Here is a 16,775-nt window from a genome sequence, read left to right as displayed (position 1 = left end):
GCCTGCCGATCAGTACTTGGCGACGACCGGGCCGGCCGTGAACTGGTAGTTGAACCCAGCGCGCAGAATATGGTCGTGGAAGCGGACGTCGATGTCGTTCCCTGTTCCACTGAAGTAGGTCTTGGTGCCGAGATCGACATAGAGATATTCGAGCTTCGCTGACCAGTTGGGAGCGAACTTCTTCTCGAGGCCAGCGCCGAGCGTCCAGCCGACCCGCGTCTGGCTCTCCGACACCGTCGCACCGGTGGCCGATATGGGACCACCGATCGGTGTGTTGCTGTTGCCGTCGAACCGCTGAATCGTAACCGTCGGCGTGGTCGCGAACTTGACCTCGCCGACCGCCAGACCGCCGGTGGCATAGAGCAGCAAGCTCGGATCGACAAGGAAGCCGCCGCGTCCACGGAAGGTTGCGAACCAGGGGAAATCGGTGCTGGTGGCCGAGGACTGCGTGATACCGAAACTGCCGATTCGGATCGTCCCAAACGTGTCGTTCGACCGGCCGCGCTCGCCGGTGCCTTGGATGTCGGCCTCAACCCCGACGACCCATCTCCGGTCCACCTGCCAGTTATAACCGACCTGGGCGCCGCCGAGGCCGCCATCCACGTTGTGCTTGACCGTGGCTATGGATCCCGCAGGAAAAAACCCGCCGATGTCAGCTGTCGCGCTCGATCTGCCCCAGCTATAGCCGCCGTTCAATCCAGCGTAGAATCCCGTCCAATTGTATCCAGGATCGACGATCGGGGGCGCCTTCACATATGGCTTCGCTGCCAGGTCGGCCGCCATGGCGTGCGTCGTAAGCAACGAGGCCGCCGCCAATCCCATCACAATCCGCTTCATACTCGCCCCCGCGATCAAAATAAAAGCTGCAATCTGGGTGGAACCATACGCGTTTCGAACAGGCGCCGCTGTCGCGCGGCAGCAACATTTGGAAATAATCGGTCAGCATCAGGACTTGGACCAGGACGTCATGGATGGACCAAGCCATTGATATTACGTCGATTGGTCCCGAACTCACTCTGCCGCGATTTTCGCCCGCCCCCTCCATCCGACGCGGGCGAGCAGACCGTCAAGGAGGGGCCAAAACAGCAGAATGATCGCTAGCGTCGTAAGCGAACCGACCAGACCGTTCGACCAGAACACTCCGAGGTTCCCGCCGGCGCCGATCATCGACAGGCGGAAGGCGTCTTCAGCGCGGTTGCCGAGCACGAGCGCCAGCGTGAACGGCGCCAAGGGAATACCGATCTTCTTGAAGACGTAGCCGACAACACCAAAGCCGAGCATCAGCCAGATGTCGAACATCGCGTTCTGGATCGCGTAGGCGCCGATGGCGCAGGACACCACGATCATCGGCGCGATGGCTGCGAACGGCACGCGCAGGATCGAGGCGAAGATCGGCACCGTCGTTAGCACCAGCACGAGGCCGACGACATTGCCCAGATACATCGAGGCGATCAGGCCCCAGACGAAATCCTTGTGCTCGACGAACAGCAGCGGGCCCGGATTGAGCCCCCACACCATCAAACCGCCGAGCAGGATCGCAGCGGTGCCGGAGCCGGGAATGCCGAGCGCCAGCATCGGCAGCAGCGCCGAGGTGCCGGAGGCATGTGCCGCCGTCTCCGGCGCGAACACGCCTTCGATGCGGCCCTTGCCAAAACTCTCGGGATCCTTGGCGAAACGTTTTGCCAGATTGTAGCCCATGAAGGACGCAGCGATCGCGCCGCCCGGCGTGATGCCGAGCCAGCAGCCGATGAAAGAGGAGCGCAACAACGTCACCCAGTATTTCGGCAGGTCCTTCCACACGCTCAGCACCACGCGCAGCGAGATGCTCGCCGCGTGACCGCGCAGCGCCAGCCGTTCCTCCATCGTCAGCAGAATCTCGCTGATGCCGAACAGGCCGATGACGGCGACCAGGAAGTTGATGCCGCGCAAGAGCTCGGCCGAACCGAACGTCATGCGCAGCTGGCCTGACACCGTGTCCATGCCGACGCCGGCGAGCAGAAGGCCGAGCGACATCGAAATGACGGTCTTGTGCCTGGCTTCGCGGCCCAATCCGACGAAGGAGCAGAACGTCAACAGATACACCGCGAAGAACTCGGGCGGACCGAACTTCAGCGCAAAGGACGAGATCATCGGCGCAAGGAAGGTCATCAGCAGCACTGCGACCAGCGAGCCGATGAAGGAGGACGTGAACGCCGCGGTCAGCGCCTCGGCCGCCCGGCCCTGCTGCGCCATCGGATAGCCGTCGAACGTGGTCGCGACCGACCAGGCTTCGCCGGGAATGTTGAACAGGATCGAGGTGATGGCGCCGCCGAACAAAGCACCCCAATAGATGCTGGACAGCATCACGATCGCCGAGGTCGGATCCATCGTGAAGGTCAGCGGCAACAGGATGGCGACGCCGTTCGGCCCGCCAAGGCCGGGCAGCACGCCGACAAAGATGCCGAGCACGAGGCCGAGCATCATCAGCACGAGCGTCTTCCACGTCAGCAGGACGGCGAAGCCGTGAAGCAGGAGACCAAGAGCTTCCATCGCGCAAGTCCGCCTAGTAGCCGAAGGCCGCTTCGAGCGGGCCCTTCGGCATGATGACGTCGAAGGCGACGTCGAAGGTGACGAACATGATCGCCGTGAACACGAGGGCGGTGAGCAGCGACTTCCAAAGCGCGATCTTGCCGATCGCCCGCATGAAGCCGGCGATCAAAAGGAAGCTCGCGACATAGAGGCCGAGGAACTGCGTCACCAGGCAGAACAGCAGCGTCGGCACGAACACCGCCAGCACACGGCGCGCCTGTGCGCGCGTGACGAAGGTTTCGGATATCGTGCGCCGCGCCAGCAACGCGACGATCAGGCCATAGAAGCTAGCGCCGCCGAGGACGAGGGAGAGATAGAACGGGAAATAGCCAGGCTCCGGCCCGGTCGAATCCCAGGATGCACCGGTGCGCCAATTGTCGTAGCCGAGGATGGCGGCGAGCGCGAGCAGCAGCAGCCAGACGATCAGTTCGACGGTGCTGGTCGGCGTGACGGACGGGGAGTTCTCTTCAGGCGCGGTTGGATCGTCGACGACGATTTCAAGATCGGTTTGGGACATGCTCTGCCAGATCAAGTTGCGCCGTCGTCATCCGTGAAGGCGGATGATCCAGTACGCCGTGCAGAAGCCGTCTTTCGTCGCATTCTGTGCCATACTGGATGCCCCGCCTTCGCAGAGCATGAGGTGGGGGTGTGATTACTTCGCGACGAAACCGGCTTCCGTCATCAGCGATTTGTTCTGGGCGTCGTCCTCCTCGAGGAAGTGCACCATGTCCTTGCCGGTGAGGAAGATCGGCTTCAACGCCTGCTTCTCCATGTATTCCCTGTATTCGGTGGTCTGCGTCACCTTGTGGAACAGCTCGACATAGAACGCCTGCTGTTCCGGCGTAACCTTGCCTGGCAGGAACATTGCGCGCAGCATCAGGTACTGGACGTCGACGCCCTCCTCCTTGCAGGTCGGGATATCGGCCCAGGACTGCGTGTCCGTGACCTTGGTGGTGTAGGAGATGCGCTCCTTGTCGAACACGCAGAGCGGACGCACCTGGCCGGCGCGCCAGACTTCGAGATTTTCGGATGGATTGTTGACGTTGGATTCGGTGTGGTTGCCGACGAGCTGCGTGGCAGCCTCTCCGCCGGACTTATAGGGCAGATAGGAGAACTTCGCGCCGGTCTTCTGCTCAAGGAACACGGTCAGCACGTGATCCTCGCGCTTGGACCCGGTGCCGCCCATCTTGAACGGCGAGCTCGCTGCCTTCGCAGCCGCGATGAACTCCTTCACCGTCTTGGGACCGGCGGCATTGTCCCACAGCACGAACTGGTCGAGCGCGATCACCGAGACCGGGGTCAGCTCGCGCCAGTTGAACGGGATCTTGGTCGAGAGCGGCAGCATGTAGATCAGCGAATAGGCGATCAGCACCTTGTTCGGGTCGCCCTCGCTGGACTTCATGTACATCAGCGCTTCCGCGCCCGACGCCCCGCCCTTGAGCGAAACCACCATCGGCTGCTTCATCAGATTGTTCTTCTGGATCGCGGCCTGCATCATCCGCGCCATCTGGTCAGAGGCGCCGCCCGCGCCTGCCGCCACCACGATCTCGACGGGTTTGGTCGGTTCCCAGCCGGCGACGGCCGGCGCACTGAACAACAAGGCCGTCGCAGCCCCGACGGCTTTCACTGGAATACGCACGAGTATCGTCCCCTGACTATTATTGGCTTTGTGATGCCGGGAAATTTATCGAAGCATTATGCGGGTAAGGGTTTCGAGTTCAAGCCGGCGGACATTGGGTCACATATGACTTTCGGCTGACGAAGCACGCGCTACCTGCCCTTCCAGTTCGGCGTGCGCTTGTTGAGGAAGGCGTCCATGCCCTCGCGAAAATCTTCGCTCATATAAGCCTTGAGGATCAGGTCCTCGCCCTGTTCGCGCGACAGCGTCGGACGGATGCGACGCACCGCCTCCTTGGTCGTTTCCAGCGTCAGCGGCGCATGGCTCGCGACGAGCTTTGCGGTTTCATCCGCGCGGCGCTGAAGAGTCTCGACGTCAGGCACGATTTCGGTCAGGAGGCCGAGCGCGAGCGCTTCCTGCGCCTCGACCAAGCGCGCCCTGAAGATCAGATCTTTGGTGCGCGCAGGTCCGACCAGCGCGACGACGCGGCTGATGTTCGACATCGACAGGCAGTTGCCGAGCGTGCGTGCGATCGGAAAGCCCATGCGCGTCGTTTCGGTGCCGATGCGCAGATCGCAGCAGGCCGCGATGCCGGCACCGCCGCCGGTGCAGGCGCCCGCAATGGCCGCGATCACGGGGACGCGGCACTGTTCGAGCGTGCCGAGCACGCGGTCGATCCGCGCTTCGTAGTCGAGCGCATCCTGCGCCGTCTTGAAGGCTCGGAATTGCGAGATGTCGGTGCCCGAGGCGAACGCCTTGTCGCCGGCGCCGGTGAGGATCAGCGCCTTGATCGAACGATCGGCGTTGATCTCCTGGCAGATCTCCGCCATGCGGTCATACATGGCGAAGGTCATGGCGTTGCGCGCCTGGGGCCGGTTGAAGGTGATCCGCGCGATGCCGTCCGTGACGGAGTAGAGCAGGTCTTCGTTGGCAGTCGCAGGTAGGTTCATCGCGCTATCACTTTCCAAGTTAGTTCAGGCCACTTGGGCCTTGGCCATCGGCACCGCGTCACGTCCCTTCAGGACGTCCATGGCTGCCAGCACGCCGCCGCTCCGATGCGGAATCTCTGCAAGATCGAGGCCCATCTCGACGCCGGCGAGCGTGCCCATCAGCATCAGGTCGTTGAAATGACCGATATGGCCGATGCGGAACACCTTGCCCTTGACCTTGTTGAGGCCGGTGCCGAGCGACATGTCGAAGTTTTCCAACACCACCTTGCGGAAGGCGTCGGCATCAAAGCCGTCAGGCACACGCACGCCGGTCAGCGCCGGCGAATGCGCGGCGGGATCGACGCACTGCGTCTCCAGGCCCCACACCTTCGCCGCCGCGCGCGTCGCCGCGCTGTGGCGCTTGTGGCGAGCCCAGACGTTCTCGAGGCCTTCTTCCTCGAGCATCTTCACCGCTTCGCGCAGGCCGTAGAGCAGATTGGTGGCGGGCGTATAGGGGAAGGTGCCGAGCTTGTTGAAGCTGATCACTTCCTGCCAGTCCCAATAGGAGCGCATGCCGGGATTGGCTTTGGCGACGTTGAGCGCCTTCTCCGAGACGGCGTTGAAGCCGAGACCGGGCGGCAGCATCAGGCCCTTCTGCGAGCCGGCGACCGAGACGTCGATACCCCAGGCGTCGTGCTCATATTCCATTGAGCCGAGGCCGGAAATGGTGTCGACCATCAGCAATGCCGGATGCTTGACGCGATCCAGCAGCTTGCGCACTTCGAGCGGCGGCGTGACGCAGCCGGTCGAGGTCTCGTTATGAACCACACAGACCGCCTTGATCGCGTGCTGCTTGTCGGCCGTAAGGCGCTTCTCGATCTCGGCGAGGTCGGCACCATGGCGCCAGTCGCTCGGGATGAAGTCGACCTCGAGCTTGAACTTGTCGGCGATGCCGCGCCACAGCACGGCGAACTGGCCCGTCTCGCACATCAGCACCTTGTCGCCGGGCGCGAACACATTGACCATCGCCGCCTCCCAGGCGCCGGTGCCGGACGAGGGGAAGATGATCACAGGCTGCTTGGTGCGGAACACCCGCTGCATCGAGGCGAGGACCGCAAAACCGAGCTCGGCGAACTCCGGACCGCGATGGTCCAGCGTCGGCATGTCCATCGCCCGCAGCACGCGGTCGGGCACGTTGGTCGGTCCTGGAATCTGTAAGAAATGCCTTCCAGTATGCACGGTCATAGGCGTCCTTCCCGGTCTTTGAGGCTGTCTAGCTCGAGCGTGGCCCGCATTGAGGGCTCCGGCGAGCCGCTCGCATATCACTATTCGCCGGGCTTGTCCCTCCCGCGGCGGGGTCCGTCAATGCACAAGAAGCAGGGGTCGCTTGCCAAGGGCCCTGCCGGAAGGCAAGACGGTGCCCGCGAACAGGCGAGAGCGGATCATGGCGACGGAAGTGGCTGGAAAATCACCGGAATCGGTCCAAACGGAGCGTCTGGCGGCACGTCTTGCCCGGGACATCACCGGCGACGTCCTGTTCGATCGCTTTAGCCGGGGCCGCTACGCCACCGACGCCTCATTCTACCAGATTATGCCCATGGGCGTGATCGTGCCCAAAACCATAAACGAGGCCTTGCTGTCGCTGGCAATCGCCCGCGATGAGGGGGTGAAGGTCACCCCACGCGGCGGCGGCACCTCGCAATGCGGCCAGACCGTCAATGACGGGCTCGTGGTCGATCTCTCAAAGCACCTCAACAAGATCCTGTCGCTCGACGTCGCCAGCCGCACCTGCGTGGTCGAGCCAGGGATCGTGCTCGACGATCTCAACCGCCAGCTCAAGAAGCACGGCCTATGGTTTCCGGTCGACGTCTCCACCGCCTCACGCGCCACCATCGGCGGCATGGCCGGCAATAATTCCTGCGGCGGCCGCTCGCTTCGCTACGGCACCATGCGCGACAACACGCTGTCGATGGAGGCAGCGCTCGCCGACGGCACGCTGAGCCGTTTTGGCGAGGTGTCGCGCGATCTCTCCGACGTAAATGCCAGCGACAATTTGCGCGCCCTCGTCCGCGACATGCTCGATCTCGGTGCGCGCGAAGCCGACGAGATCGCCGCGCGCTTTCCCAAGGTGCAGCGCCGCGTCGGCGGCTACAATCTGGATGCCCTGGTGCCGCGCAACGCGCCCAACAACATGGCGCATCTGCTGGTGGGCTCCGAAGGCACCCTCGCCTTCACCACCAAGGTCGAGCTGAAGCTGTGGCCCGTCATCCGCAACAAGGCGCTCGGGGTCTGCCATTTCGGCAGCTTCTACGAAGCGATGGATGCGGCCCAGCATCTCGTCAAGCTGAAGCCGATCGCAGTCGAGCTGGTCGATCGCACCATGATCGCACTCGGCCGTGACATCGCGATGTTCCAGCCGATCATCAATGCCGCAATCAAGGGCGACCCCGACGCCGTGCTGGTGGTCGAGTTTGCGGAAGAGGATCAGGCTGACAACCTTCTGCGTCTCAAGCAGCTCACCGAGCTGATGGGCGATCTCGGCTTCGGCTGGAATAACGACACGCGCAAATGGGGCGGCGTGGTTGAGATAACCGAGCCGGCATCGCAGAGCGGCATCGCCGATTTCCGCGCCGCCGGCCTCAACGTCATGATGTCGATGAAGCAGGAGGGCAAGCCGGTCTCCTTCGTCGAGGACTGCGCCGTGCCGCTGCCGCACCTCGCCGATTACACGGCGCGGTTGAACGAGGTGTTTGCGAAGCACGGCACCAGCGGCACGATGTATGCCCACGCCTCCGAGGGCTGCCTGCATGTGCGTCCGGTGCTGAACCTCAAGCTGGAGAAGGACGTCAAGACGATGCGCGCCATTGCCGAGGAGGCCTTCGCGCTGGTGCGCGAATACAAGGGCTCGCATTCCGGCGAGCACGGCGACGGCCTGGTCCGCTCGGAATTCCACGAGAGCATGTTCGGGACACGCCTCGTCGCAGACTTCCGTGAGGTGAAGAGGCGCTTCGACCCTGAAGGCGTGCTCAATCCCGGCAAGATCGTCGACCCGCCCAGGATGGACGACCGCTCCCTCTTCCGCTTCAAGCCCGACTATCGCGTCGGCGAGCTGAAGACCAAGCTCGACTGGTCCGCCTGGCCCGGCGCCGGCGGCGGTTTCCAGGGCGCGGTCGAGATGTGCAACAACAACGGCGCCTGCCGCAAGCTCGAGGGCGGCGTGATGTGCCCGTCCTATCGCGCCACGCGCAACGAGAAGGACGCCACGCGCGGCCGCGCCAACAGCTTGCGGCTCGCGATCTCAGGCCAACTGGGTCCCGATGCGCTTGCCTCCGACGAGATGATGGAGACGCTAAAGCTCTGTGTCTCCTGCAAGGCCTGCCGCTACGAATGTCCTGTTGGCGTCGACATGGCCAAGATGAAGATCGAGGCGCTGGCGGCGCGCGCAGCTTCCCACGGCCTCACCTTGCGCGATCGCCTCGTCGGCTATCTGCCGCGCTATGCCGGCCTCGCCGCGCGCTTCGCGCCGCTGGCGAATTTGCGCAACCACAGTCCGCTGCTTCGAAAGCTGTTCGAGCGCTTCGCCGGCATCAGTGCCCGCCGCTCCCTGCCCGCGTTCCGCAGCGACATCTTCGTGTCGCCCGCCGAAACGGCCGGGCCGGAGGGCGGCCGCGAGGTCGTTCTTTTCGCCGACACCTTCAATCGCATTTATGAGCGCGAAAACCTCGACGCCGCGCTGCGTGTGCTGACGGCCGGCGGCTATCGCGTGCATCTGCCGAAACCCACCGGCGGCAGCCGCCCGCTCTGCTGCGGCCGCACTTTCCTCTCCGCTGGTCTGGTCGATCAAGCGAGGTCCGAGCTGGACCGTCTGGTCGCTGCTTTCGCGCCCTTTGCCGCGCGCGGTGTGCCGATCGTCGGTCTCGAGCCGAGCTGCCTGCTTACATTGCGCGACGAGCTCGCCTCACTGCGCAAGGACAACGACGCCAAGGCCGTCGGTGCCCATGCGCTCACTTTCGAGGAGTTTCTGGCGCGCGAGGCCGAGGCTGGGAGGTTGCAACTGCCGCTCGGGACTGTCGCCGAGAGGGCCATGGTCCACGGCCATTGCCATCAAAAATCTTTCGGCGCCTTCAAGCCGGTCGAGCAGGTGCTGCGGCTCGTTCCAGGTCTGAAGGTCGAGACCATCGAGTCGAGCTGCTGCGGCATGGCCGGTGCGTTCGGCTATGGCGCCGACACCTACGATGCCTCGATCGAGATGGCCGAGCTGTCGCTGCTGCCGGCTGTGCGGAAGGCCGATCCCTCCACCCTCGTCGTCGCCGACGGCACCTCCTGCCGCCACCAGATCCACGACGGCGCTGGCCGCGAGGCGCTTCACGTCGCCCGCGTGCTGACGATGAGCCTCGACCGCGCCGACACCAATTCCACGTCTCCAGCTGCAAAGGAACCCAGCCATGGCTGATCTCACGCTCGACACCGCTCGAAAAATCCTCGATGCCGCGTTCGCCAAGGCGAGTGAACTCAAGCTCAAGCCGCTCGTCGTCACCGTCCTCGACGCACGCGGCGTGCTCAAGATCGCCGCGGCACAGGACGGCACCAGCCTGATGCGTGCCGAGATCGCCCACGGCAAGGCCTATGGCGCGCTCGCCATGGGCCTCGGCTCGCGCGCCCTATTCCAGCGCGCGCAGGAGCAGCCTTATTTCATCGACGCCATGAACACGATCGCCAAGGGCGCGCTGGTGCCGGTCCCCGGCGGCGTGCTGATCATGGACGGCACGACGTTGCTTGGGGCGGTGGGCATCTCCGGCGATACGTCCGACAATGACGAGGCCTGCGCCGTGGCGGGAATCCAGGCGGCGGGGCTCAAGGCCAACGCGGGTTAGGACTTGCTCAGGGGGTGACAACTAGAAGCACGGCTGGCCCGGGGAATCGAGCAACTGCAGGGGCTCGAGCCCCCGACGCCAGGATTATGATGCGAGGCCTGAGGGCTCTCACGCGTTAAGCGGTTTTCTTTCAAGGGATTTTCCCGGGGAAACAGGCGTAAGCGCCCGACGAAAAACTTCTGCCAAGGAAATCGACCGTCCAGCGTTTGTACGGGACGCTCCGATTTCCAGGGCATACTTCGAGAAATCGTGACGCGGCAAGCAAATTCACGATGGCCGCGCTGGCGACGCCCAGGACGACAAGAGAATACTGGAAGAATCAGGCGCCATAGAGGGATCGGATGTCCGGACATCGTCATGGCGTCCCTGAAGTCGTGGAGCTGATGCAGCGCTTTGTGACGGAGGGCAAGGTCAGGTGCTGGGGCATCTCGACGCTCTCGCCGGAAGATGCGCTTGCGCTGCTCGCCGCGGCCGGCGTCGGTGCTTTCAGGTTAAGTGCAACATGCTTGGATTGGCGCGCGATCGATACCGGATTACCCTGTCAGGCGGCATGGCGAGGCATTGGCATTATCGCCCCTACCCCGCGCGCCTCGGGATTTCTGGCCGGAGACGCCGGCGCGGACACCGTTCTTTCCCGCCAACGACCACCGCAGCAGATGGCCACGCGATCGGATCGTCACCTGGATGGTGGCTGCCCAAGTGTCGATGTCGACAGCGTCGATCTGGCTGATAGGCCCCAAAATCGCGTTGCGTTGGCGCTGCGATTTTGCCTCTCGAGGACGGAGTTGCCAGGGTAATTCCAGGCATGCTAACGCGGAGCGAAGTTCTGGCCAGCGTTGCGGCTTGCGAACAGGGGCAGCTTGGGCGAGATGCTATGCTGAGCATCGAAGGCCTCTACCGCCGTTACGAAGCTCGGTTGCGGGCCTGACGTCTGGCGCAATCTTGCGGGGCATCGCAAGTTTCTTTTGCGCCGACTTCTGGTGAGGTCTGGCTGTCGGGCGCGATATTTTCAGAACGCGACGCCTGACGCGGAGTGGTGCACGAAGTTGGGAGTGGTCTTGGCCTCGACCATTGTAAAGCCGATATCAGAACCGCGTCCGGTGGCATCAGCGGTCCACGGGAGCTTGAACATGTTGTCCAACGCCCTGAGTTGGGCGTGGCTCGACACGGTCTGCCAGTATCGGCGCTCTAGGATCGGTCCTCTGTGGGAGACCCTCAACGTTCTGGTGATGTTGTTGGGCCTGAGCGCCGTCTCTTCGGCGATCTTTGGCAGCAGTGTCTCCGACATTATCGCCTATGTCGGCGTCGGAATCATCGTTTGGTCGGCCATATCAGCGCTTATCGTCGAAGGAGGCGGCGTCTTCGTCAGACATGCCGGATATCTCAGCAATTCGACACTCGGTCTCGGTCTCTATGTCGGACGAACCGTTTTCAAGATCATGATCACCTTCGGGCATCACGCGATCATTTATGTGGTGGGGGTCGTGTTCGCACTCGTGCCGCTCGGTCCGACCAGCCTGCTCGCGATCCCTGGGATCGTCCTGCTCTTCGTCAACGGCTTCTGGGTCGTGATGGTGCTCGGCTTCATCTGCGCGCGATACCGGGACGTTGAGCTGATCGTGCGAAACTTGATGCAACTTGCTTTTTTCGTGACGCCGGTATTCTGGAACTACCGACAAATCACCAGCAACCGGCAGTTTCTCGTCGAATACAATGTGCTTTTCTATTTCATCGAGATCATTCGCGATCCGCTGCTCGGCCAGGTTCCGCCGCTCTGGCACTATCTGACGGTTCTCGGGTTCACCGTGGCCGGCTATGGGCTCGCTTTTTTCGTTTACCGACGGATGCGCGGTCACCTCGCATTCTGCGTCTAGCGCATGTCCGGAGAAGTGGGCACATCGGCTTTCCGATAAGATCATGCTCGAACAGCAAAAATTATCATGAGAAACGGCTAGTCCATGACTCACGTGCGTCTGAAGAACGTCAACGTCAGCATACCCATCTACGATAGCCATGCGCTCCGCCTGATCCGCATGCCGTCATTCAGCAATGTCCGGGTAGGCTCCGACTCGGCAAGCCGGTTCAACGGCGTCATCGTCATTCATGCCCTGAAGAATCTCTCGCTAGAGCTGGAGGAGGGGGACCGGGTCTGCCTGGTCGGCCACAACGGCGCGGGAAAAACCACCTTGTTGCGGCTGGTGGCTGGTATCTACCCGGCGTCGACCGGTTCGGTGGATGTGAAGGGGAGCACGTTCACACTGCTCAGCGGCAGCATTGCGTTGAATTCCGATGCTACTGGCTACGAGAACATCAGGCTGATCGCAAATCTATACAACTGGTCCAGCGAAAAATATCAGGACCTCGTGCAAGACATCGAGGAGTTCACCGAGCTCGGTGTCTATCTCTCGTTACCCACGCGCATCTATTCTGCAGGCATGCAGGCGCGGCTCGCGTTCGCGCTTGCGACCGCCCAGAACCCGGACATCCTCTTGATCGACGAAGGCATCGGCGCGGGCGATGCGCACTTCCAGGAGAAGGCGCGCGAGCGTGTGAATCAGTTCGTCAGCCGTGCACGGATCCTGATGATGGCGTCACATTCGAAAGAGCTGTGCAGGCTGATTTGCACAAAGGCGCTAGTCCTATCCAAGGGCGAGAGGGTCTTCTTTGGCGGCGTTGACGAAGGCTTCGCCGTCTACGATCAGATGAGTTGAACTTCTGTCACAAGTCGACTCGACGTCATGCTAATTTAGAACGTGAAGTAGATGAGTTCGCTCGCGCGATTCTGGATGAGCTATTCCGCGCCAGAACGGTTGTTGCGGCCGCTTGGGATCGAAAACCCGAAGAAATCGATTTGGAGGCTGTATCTTGGAGCCCTCGGTACGAAGGTGTTGTTCGACGAAACGCGCGAGGTCGCGGCCTGGCACTCGGTCGAGGATTGCGTCACTGCGATCGAGCGCTACCTGTGCGATGGAAGCGCGCCTGCGCGGAGATCGCCCGGACCGGGCAGCAAAGGACCATGGGGAGCCACGAGCACGGCGACGGCCTGGTGCGCTCGGTGCCGCCACGAATGTCCTGTTGGCGTCGACATGGCCAAGATGAAGATCGAGGCGCTGGCCGCACGCGCAGCTTCCCACGGCCTCACCTTGCGCGATCGCCTGGTCGGCTATCTGCCGCGCTATGCCGGCCTTGCCGCGCGCTTCGCGCCGCTGGCGAATTTGCGCAACCACAGTCCGCTGCTTCGAAAGCTGTTCGAGCGCTTCGCCGGCATCAGTGCCCGCCGCTCCCTGCCCGCGTTCCGCAGCGATGTATTCGTGCCGCCCGCTGAAAGCGTTGGGCCGGAGACCGGCCGCGAAGTCGTTCTCTTCGCCGACACTTTCAATCGCATCTACGAGCGCGAAAACCTCGACGCCGCCCTGCGCGTGCTGACGGCCGGCGGCTATCGCGTGCACATGCCCAAGTCCGCCAGCGGGAGCCGCCCGCCCTGCTGCGGCCGCACCTTCCTCTCCGCCGGTCTCGTCGACGAAGCCCGGTCCGAGCTCGACCGTCTGGTCGCGACTTTCGCGCCGTTTGCGACCAGTGGAGTGCCGATCGTCGGCCTCGAGCCGAGCTGTCTGCTGACGCTGCGCGACGAGCTGGCTTCGCTGCGCAAGGATAACGACGCCAATGCTGTCGGCGCGCACGCGCTGACCTTCGAGGAGTTTTTGGTGCGCGAGGCCGAAGCCGGCCGGCTGCAATTGCCGCTCGGCAGCGTCGCCGACAGGGCCGTGGTCCACGGCCATTGCCATCAAAAATCTTTCGGTGCCTTCAAACCTGTCGAGCAGGTGTTGCGGCTCGTTCCAGGTCTGAAGGTCGAGACCATCGAGTCGAGCTGCTGCGGCATGGCCGGTGCGTTCGGCTATGGCGCCGACACCTACGATGCCTCGATCGAGATGGCCGAGCTGTCGCTGCTGCCGGCTGTGCGGAAGGCCGATCCCTCCACCCTCGTCGTCGCCGACGGCACCTCCTGCCGCCACCAGATCCACGACGGCGCTAGCCGCGAGGCGCTTCACGTCGCCCGCGTGCTGGCGATGAGCCTCGACCGCGCCGACACCAATTCCACGTCTCCAGCTGCAAAGGAACCCAGCCATGGCTGATCTCACGCTCGACACCGCTCGAAAAATCCTCGACGCCGCGTTCGCCAAGGCGAGTGAACTCAAGCTCAAGCCGCTCGTCGTCACCGTCCTCGACGCGCGCGGCGTGCTTAAGATTGCCGCGGCTCAGGACGGCACCAGCCTGATGCGTGCCGAGATCGCCCACGGCAAGGCCTATGGCGCGCTCGCCATGGGCCTCGGCTCGCGCGCCCTGTTCCAGCGCGCGCAGGAGCAGCCTTATTTCATCGACGCCATGAACACGATCGCCAAGGGCGCGCTGGTGCCGGTCCCCGGCGGCGTGCTGATCATGGACGGCACGACGTTGCTTGGGGCGGTGGGCATCTCCGGCGATACGTCCGACAATGACGAGGCCTGCGCCGTGGCGGGAATCCAGGCCGCCGGCCTCAGGGCCAACGCGGGGTAGCCCTATCACTCTACTGAAGGGGTACGCATTTTATATAGTCGCAGACACGGCCCTCGCGGGATTGTCGGGGTCGAGTGCCTGGTCCGTTACATCGTCAAACCCACTATTTAAGAAGCCGTCCTTTCCTACACGTCCCGCGCTGAAAGCTGCGTATATCCATTGACGCAATGACTCGGCCGTGATTCGATTCAAGGCACTGGCCGCAACAGGCCAGCCAAGCGGCCCGCACAGATGCAGCAACACCTGCGCGAGCCTAACCCTCAACATGGAGAGAGACCCATGTCTCAGGCTGATTCTGCCTATACCACGAGTCGTTTACTCTTTCCCGCCGGCCCGGCCGTTCGGCGCCGGCAGTTCGTCACCGGTGGCGCCGCCATCCTGGCCGGGGTCATCACTCCCTCATGGGCTGAAAGCGTCGGTGTTTCGACCGCGCCCGACCCAATCCTCGATGCCATCGAAGGCCACCGCCGAGTCTTTGAGGAACTTGGGCGCCTGCTCGCCGAGCAGGATGCTGCCGAGCGCGAGCTGCGCCGTGCGCCGTGCGGCAGGCGGGCCGAGCTGGAGGCCAAGTTAAGCGGCCTTTGCGAGGCTGAAGGCGCACTCGGTCGGGCTGAGATGAAGGCCTCGCGTCAGCTCGCCGGCACCGTGCCAGGAAGCCTCAAAGGAGCGGCCGCAGCGTTAAGGTACGTGCGTGAGTGTTACGAAGTCGGCCAGTCCCCCCTTTACGAGCAGGATGGCTACCGGCTGCTGCTGCTCTCGACTGAACGCGCGATTTGTGCGGCCATTGGTCTCGCTATTCCGCCTCGTGGTGGTGATTCTCGATAGCGATTGCGCACCTTCCTACGAGTGAGATGTGGAAACGAAGTCTTGGTGGAACCACCAAGGCCCCGCCAGACGGAGGCGGTGGGAACGGATCTCCGACCTACGACGACCGTGCCACATCTCGGCTCTATAAGAAGCAGAGGAACCCACGACGCCAGCGGCCAAAATCTGACGCCTGGTACCCGACCGCAAATCATCTGGGATGGCCCTGAGACCGAGATCGAGGCGGCCGACAGCTTCGGCAGGAGGGCGCAGCCGATCGCTTCACCCGAGCCATTGCGATGCGCCTGACGGGTTCTCCCATTGCCCGCGTTGGCGGGACAGGAACCTGGGTGTCAAACGGCGCGGGTGGGACGATTGCGAACCCTAGAGCGGATGGGGGTAGCAGCAGAGGCCGAGCCGGCTCGTTGGCGACTCGATGTTGAACTTGAGCCAAAGCCCAGACGGATGGGGCAGCGGTGACATCATCAAGTCTGTGTCGCGGCTGCGAGTCGGAGAGCAGCGATTGGGCTTTTAGCCGCCGTAAACGTGGCGCTTCGGCCCTTTCGATTGGCGCGTGACGCCTATTTTGACCGCGTGACGCGACGCCGCGGCTTCCATTTGTCGGACAAAGCGTTGACGGCGGCCTCGATCGCCTTCCGGTCGACAACGTTGGGATCAAACTGCACCGGATCCCAGAGGCGCATTTATTCGTGCTCCGGATGGGCGGCATCGCCAATGGCATCGAGGTATTCGGCATAGCCTGGCGCACCGCCTATTCCGGACGAGAACGACCGGCGGCATCGAGCAAGAATGGAAGACCGTCTGTCGACGTATTATCGAACCACTTTTCGAGCTTGATCACATGATCAAAGCTGTCGCCAAGGTCACAGCGATAATGGATCCTCTTGGCGCCGGTTTCGCGAAGGATATCGGAGAGCCGTGCCCCTTGCGGGCATCGATCTGCTGGGGGCCAAAATCACTGCCGGCATCGGGGATTCCCCAACGTTGTTTGGCATCGGCGCCGATTGGCTCTGCGGTAGCACAAGCGGTAACCAGCGTCATGAACGCAGCTATGAATGCGAACCGCTGCACTTCCCATTCCCCGAACTACGTCGACTCCACCCTGACAATAATGACAGGTGCCACTCTGATTCCAGGGGGCTAAATAGCAAAGATGTCACAACGCTACTTCTTTCATATCCGGAATGGCAACTTCGTATCGGTGGACGACGAGGGAATGGATTTCGCGACACCGCGCGAGGCCAACATTTACGGGGCACGCGTCGCCTTCGAAATCGGCACCGACGACCGGGACTATGATGACGCTGAACTAACAGTCGTTGACAGAAAGGGCCGCGAAATCGGGCGCCATCGCATTCAACGTCACTTGCCGCATTGAAGCTACATAGCGTCTATTTGAGCAGCTAA

Annotated in this window: 19 protein-coding genes and 1 pseudogene; 10 read left to right on the top strand and 10 right to left on the bottom strand. The window is 62.8% G+C overall.

Features of this window, described 5'->3' with window-relative positions; translation table 11 throughout:
• Window positions 1-9 precede the first annotated feature (9 nt).
• The 6 genes from ACNJX9_RS14550 to ACNJX9_RS14525 all read right to left on the bottom strand — a co-directional run bounded on the left by ACNJX9_RS14550 (window position 10) and on the right by ACNJX9_RS14525 (window position 6,360).
• Complete coding sequence (locus tag ACNJX9_RS14550) at window positions 10-822, bottom strand: outer membrane protein (RefSeq protein WP_439410059.1); 813 nt, start codon at window positions 820-822, stop codon at window positions 10-12.
• 189 nt (window positions 823-1,011) lie between these two features.
• Window positions 1,012-2,529 (bottom strand): tripartite tricarboxylate transporter permease, encoded by a 1,518-nt coding sequence (locus tag ACNJX9_RS14545; RefSeq protein ID WP_439409329.1) that lies wholly within the window; start codon window positions 2,527-2,529, stop codon window positions 1,012-1,014.
• A 13-nt stretch (window positions 2,530-2,542) separates the two neighbouring features.
• Window positions 2,543-3,085 carry a tripartite tricarboxylate transporter TctB family protein gene (locus tag ACNJX9_RS14540; RefSeq protein ID WP_439409328.1) on the bottom strand — a complete coding sequence of 181 codons (543 nt, stop codon included), beginning with the start codon at window positions 3,083-3,085 and terminating at the stop codon, window positions 2,543-2,545.
• Window positions 3,086-3,220: 135 nt separating this feature from the next.
• Window positions 3,221-4,207, bottom strand: a complete 987-nt coding sequence (locus tag ACNJX9_RS14535; RefSeq protein ID WP_439409327.1) for a Bug family tripartite tricarboxylate transporter substrate binding protein — start codon at window positions 4,205-4,207, stop codon at window positions 3,221-3,223.
• Window positions 4,208-4,338: 131 nt separating this feature from the next.
• A complete protein-coding gene (locus ACNJX9_RS14530) occupies window positions 4,339-5,136 on the bottom strand; it encodes an enoyl-CoA hydratase/isomerase family protein (RefSeq protein ID WP_271597329.1) in 798 nt (265 codons plus the stop codon).
• Between the two features lie 24 nt (window positions 5,137-5,160).
• Entirely contained in the window at window positions 5,161-6,360 is a 1,200-nt protein-coding gene (locus ACNJX9_RS14525; protein WP_439409326.1) for a pyridoxal-phosphate-dependent aminotransferase family protein, read from the bottom strand.
• Window positions 6,361-6,559: 199 nt separating this feature from the next.
• Here ACNJX9_RS14525 and ACNJX9_RS14520 point away from each other — a divergent pair, with 199 nt between their 5' ends.
• The 3 genes from ACNJX9_RS14520 to ACNJX9_RS14510 all read left to right on the top strand — a co-directional run bounded on the left by ACNJX9_RS14520 (window position 6,560) and on the right by ACNJX9_RS14510 (window position 10,786).
• On the top strand, window positions 6,560-9,568 hold the full coding sequence (locus ACNJX9_RS14520) for an FAD-binding and (Fe-S)-binding domain-containing protein (RefSeq protein WP_439409325.1): 3,009 nt from the start codon (window positions 6,560-6,562) through the stop codon (window positions 9,566-9,568).
• The gene (locus ACNJX9_RS14515; protein WP_439409324.1) at window positions 9,561-9,989 is read left to right on the top strand and encodes a GlcG/HbpS family heme-binding protein; all 429 of its coding nucleotides are present in this window, start codon (window positions 9,561-9,563) and stop codon (window positions 9,987-9,989) included. The genes ACNJX9_RS14520 and ACNJX9_RS14515 overlap by 8 nt, the downstream gene beginning before the upstream one ends.
• Window positions 9,990-10,330: 341 nt before the next feature.
• Entirely contained in the window at window positions 10,331-10,786 is a 456-nt protein-coding gene (locus ACNJX9_RS14510) for an aldo/keto reductase (RefSeq protein WP_439409323.1), read from the top strand.
• Between the two features lie 212 nt (window positions 10,787-10,998).
• Here ACNJX9_RS14510 and ACNJX9_RS14505 read toward each other — a convergent pair whose 3' ends face one another.
• Window positions 10,999-11,121: a hypothetical protein gene (locus ACNJX9_RS14505; RefSeq protein WP_439409322.1), complete on the bottom strand. Its 123-nt coding sequence runs from the start codon at window positions 11,119-11,121 to the stop codon at window positions 10,999-11,001.
• Here ACNJX9_RS14505 and ACNJX9_RS14500 point away from each other — a divergent pair.
• From ACNJX9_RS14500 to ACNJX9_RS14475, 6 genes and pseudogenes are all read left to right on the top strand, one after another.
• The gene (locus ACNJX9_RS14500) at window positions 11,120-11,863 is read left to right on the top strand and encodes an ABC transporter permease (RefSeq protein WP_439409321.1); all 744 of its coding nucleotides are present in this window, start codon (window positions 11,120-11,122) and stop codon (window positions 11,861-11,863) included. The two genes, ACNJX9_RS14505 and ACNJX9_RS14500, sit on opposite strands and share 2 nt — an antisense overlap.
• A gap of 84 nt (window positions 11,864-11,947) precedes the next feature.
• Window positions 11,948-12,700 (top strand): ABC transporter ATP-binding protein, encoded by a 753-nt coding sequence (locus ACNJX9_RS14495; RefSeq protein ID WP_439409320.1) that lies wholly within the window; start codon window positions 11,948-11,950, stop codon window positions 12,698-12,700.
• A gap of 336 nt (window positions 12,701-13,036) precedes the next feature.
• Window positions 13,037-14,122, top strand: a pseudogene (locus tag ACNJX9_RS14490) ((Fe-S)-binding protein); the annotation flags it as partial.
• Window positions 14,115-14,543 carry a GlcG/HbpS family heme-binding protein gene (locus tag ACNJX9_RS14485; protein ID WP_439409319.1) on the top strand — a complete coding sequence of 143 codons (429 nt, stop codon included), beginning with the start codon at window positions 14,115-14,117 and terminating at the stop codon, window positions 14,541-14,543. The pseudogene ACNJX9_RS14490 and the gene ACNJX9_RS14485, both read left to right, overlap by 8 nt.
• 279 nt (window positions 14,544-14,822) lie before the next feature.
• Window positions 14,823-15,368, top strand: a complete 546-nt coding sequence (locus ACNJX9_RS14480) for a hypothetical protein (protein WP_439409318.1) — start codon at window positions 14,823-14,825, stop codon at window positions 15,366-15,368.
• Between the two features lie 372 nt (window positions 15,369-15,740).
• Window positions 15,741-15,827 carry a hypothetical protein gene (locus ACNJX9_RS14475; protein WP_439410058.1) on the top strand — a complete coding sequence of 29 codons (87 nt, stop codon included), beginning with the start codon at window positions 15,741-15,743 and terminating at the stop codon, window positions 15,825-15,827.
• Between the two features lie 101 nt (window positions 15,828-15,928).
• Here ACNJX9_RS14475 and ACNJX9_RS14470 read toward each other — a convergent pair whose 3' ends face one another.
• The 3 genes from ACNJX9_RS14470 to ACNJX9_RS14460 all read right to left on the bottom strand — a co-directional run bounded on the left by ACNJX9_RS14470 (window position 15,929) and on the right by ACNJX9_RS14460 (window position 16,409).
• Entirely contained in the window at window positions 15,929-16,051 is a 123-nt protein-coding gene (locus ACNJX9_RS14470; RefSeq protein ID WP_439409317.1) for a hypothetical protein, read from the bottom strand.
• Window positions 16,052-16,119: 68 nt separating this feature from the next.
• Window positions 16,120-16,248, bottom strand: coding sequence for a hypothetical protein (locus tag ACNJX9_RS14465; RefSeq protein ID WP_439410057.1), 129 nt, complete (start codon window positions 16,246-16,248; stop codon window positions 16,120-16,122).
• The gene (locus tag ACNJX9_RS14460) at window positions 16,206-16,409 is read right to left on the bottom strand and encodes a hypothetical protein (protein ID WP_439409316.1); all 204 of its coding nucleotides are present in this window, start codon (window positions 16,407-16,409) and stop codon (window positions 16,206-16,208) included. The genes ACNJX9_RS14465 and ACNJX9_RS14460 overlap by 43 nt, the downstream gene beginning before the upstream one ends.
• A 112-nt stretch (window positions 16,410-16,521) precedes the next feature.
• On the opposite strand from ACNJX9_RS14460, the gene ACNJX9_RS14455 reads away from it, so the two are divergent.
• Complete coding sequence (locus ACNJX9_RS14455) at window positions 16,522-16,746, top strand: DUF6894 family protein (protein WP_271601334.1); 225 nt, start codon at window positions 16,522-16,524, stop codon at window positions 16,744-16,746.
• Window positions 16,747-16,775 lie beyond the last annotated feature (29 nt).

The sequence above is a fragment of the Bradyrhizobium sp. BLXBL-03 genome (genome assembly GCF_051853015.1).
GTDB classification, from domain to species: Bacteria; Pseudomonadota; Alphaproteobacteria; order Rhizobiales; family Xanthobacteraceae; genus Bradyrhizobium; species Bradyrhizobium manausense.
The sequence above is the reverse complement of the archived record's forward strand: the minus strand, read 5'-3'. Positions and strand labels throughout refer to the sequence as shown.

Coding starts and splice junctions, on each gene's coding strand:
- ACNJX9_RS14550 (WP_439410059.1), bottom strand. CDS start 822: ATGGGATTGGCGGCGGCCTCGTTGCTTACGACGCACGCCATGGCGGCC.
- ACNJX9_RS14545 (WP_439409329.1), bottom strand. CDS start 2,529: ATGGAAGCTCTTGGTCTCCTGCTTCACGGCTTCGCCGTCCTGCTGACG.
- ACNJX9_RS14540 (WP_439409328.1), bottom strand. CDS start 3,085: ATGTCCCAAACCGATCTTGAAATCGTCGTCGACGATCCAACCGCGCCT.
- ACNJX9_RS14530 (WP_271597329.1), bottom strand. CDS start 5,136: ATGAACCTACCTGCGACTGCCAACGAAGACCTGCTCTACTCCGTCACG.
- ACNJX9_RS14525 (WP_439409326.1), bottom strand. CDS start 6,360: ATGACCGTGCATACTGGAAGGCATTTCTTACAGATTCCAGGACCGACC.
- ACNJX9_RS14520 (WP_439409325.1), top strand. CDS start 6,560: ATGGCGACGGAAGTGGCTGGAAAATCACCGGAATCGGTCCAAACGGAG.
- ACNJX9_RS14515 (WP_439409324.1), top strand. CDS start 9,561: ATGGCTGATCTCACGCTCGACACCGCTCGAAAAATCCTCGATGCCGCG.
- ACNJX9_RS14510 (WP_439409323.1), top strand. CDS start 10,331: ATGTCCGGACATCGTCATGGCGTCCCTGAAGTCGTGGAGCTGATGCAG.
- ACNJX9_RS14500 (WP_439409321.1), top strand. CDS start 11,120: ATGTTGTCCAACGCCCTGAGTTGGGCGTGGCTCGACACGGTCTGCCAG.
- ACNJX9_RS14505 (WP_439409322.1), bottom strand. CDS start 11,121: ATGTTCAAGCTCCCGTGGACCGCTGATGCCACCGGACGCGGTTCTGAT.
- ACNJX9_RS14495 (WP_439409320.1), top strand. CDS start 11,948: ATGACTCACGTGCGTCTGAAGAACGTCAACGTCAGCATACCCATCTAC.
- ACNJX9_RS14485 (WP_439409319.1), top strand. CDS start 14,115: ATGGCTGATCTCACGCTCGACACCGCTCGAAAAATCCTCGACGCCGCG.
- ACNJX9_RS14480 (WP_439409318.1), top strand. CDS start 14,823: ATGTCTCAGGCTGATTCTGCCTATACCACGAGTCGTTTACTCTTTCCC.
- ACNJX9_RS14475 (WP_439410058.1), top strand. CDS start 15,741: ATGGGGGTAGCAGCAGAGGCCGAGCCGGCTCGTTGGCGACTCGATGTT.
- ACNJX9_RS14470 (WP_439409317.1), bottom strand. CDS start 16,051: ATGCGCCTCTGGGATCCGGTGCAGTTTGATCCCAACGTTGTCGACCGG.
- ACNJX9_RS14460 (WP_439409316.1), bottom strand. CDS start 16,409: ATGACGCTGGTTACCGCTTGTGCTACCGCAGAGCCAATCGGCGCCGAT.
- ACNJX9_RS14455 (WP_271601334.1), top strand. CDS start 16,522: ATGTCACAACGCTACTTCTTTCATATCCGGAATGGCAACTTCGTATCG.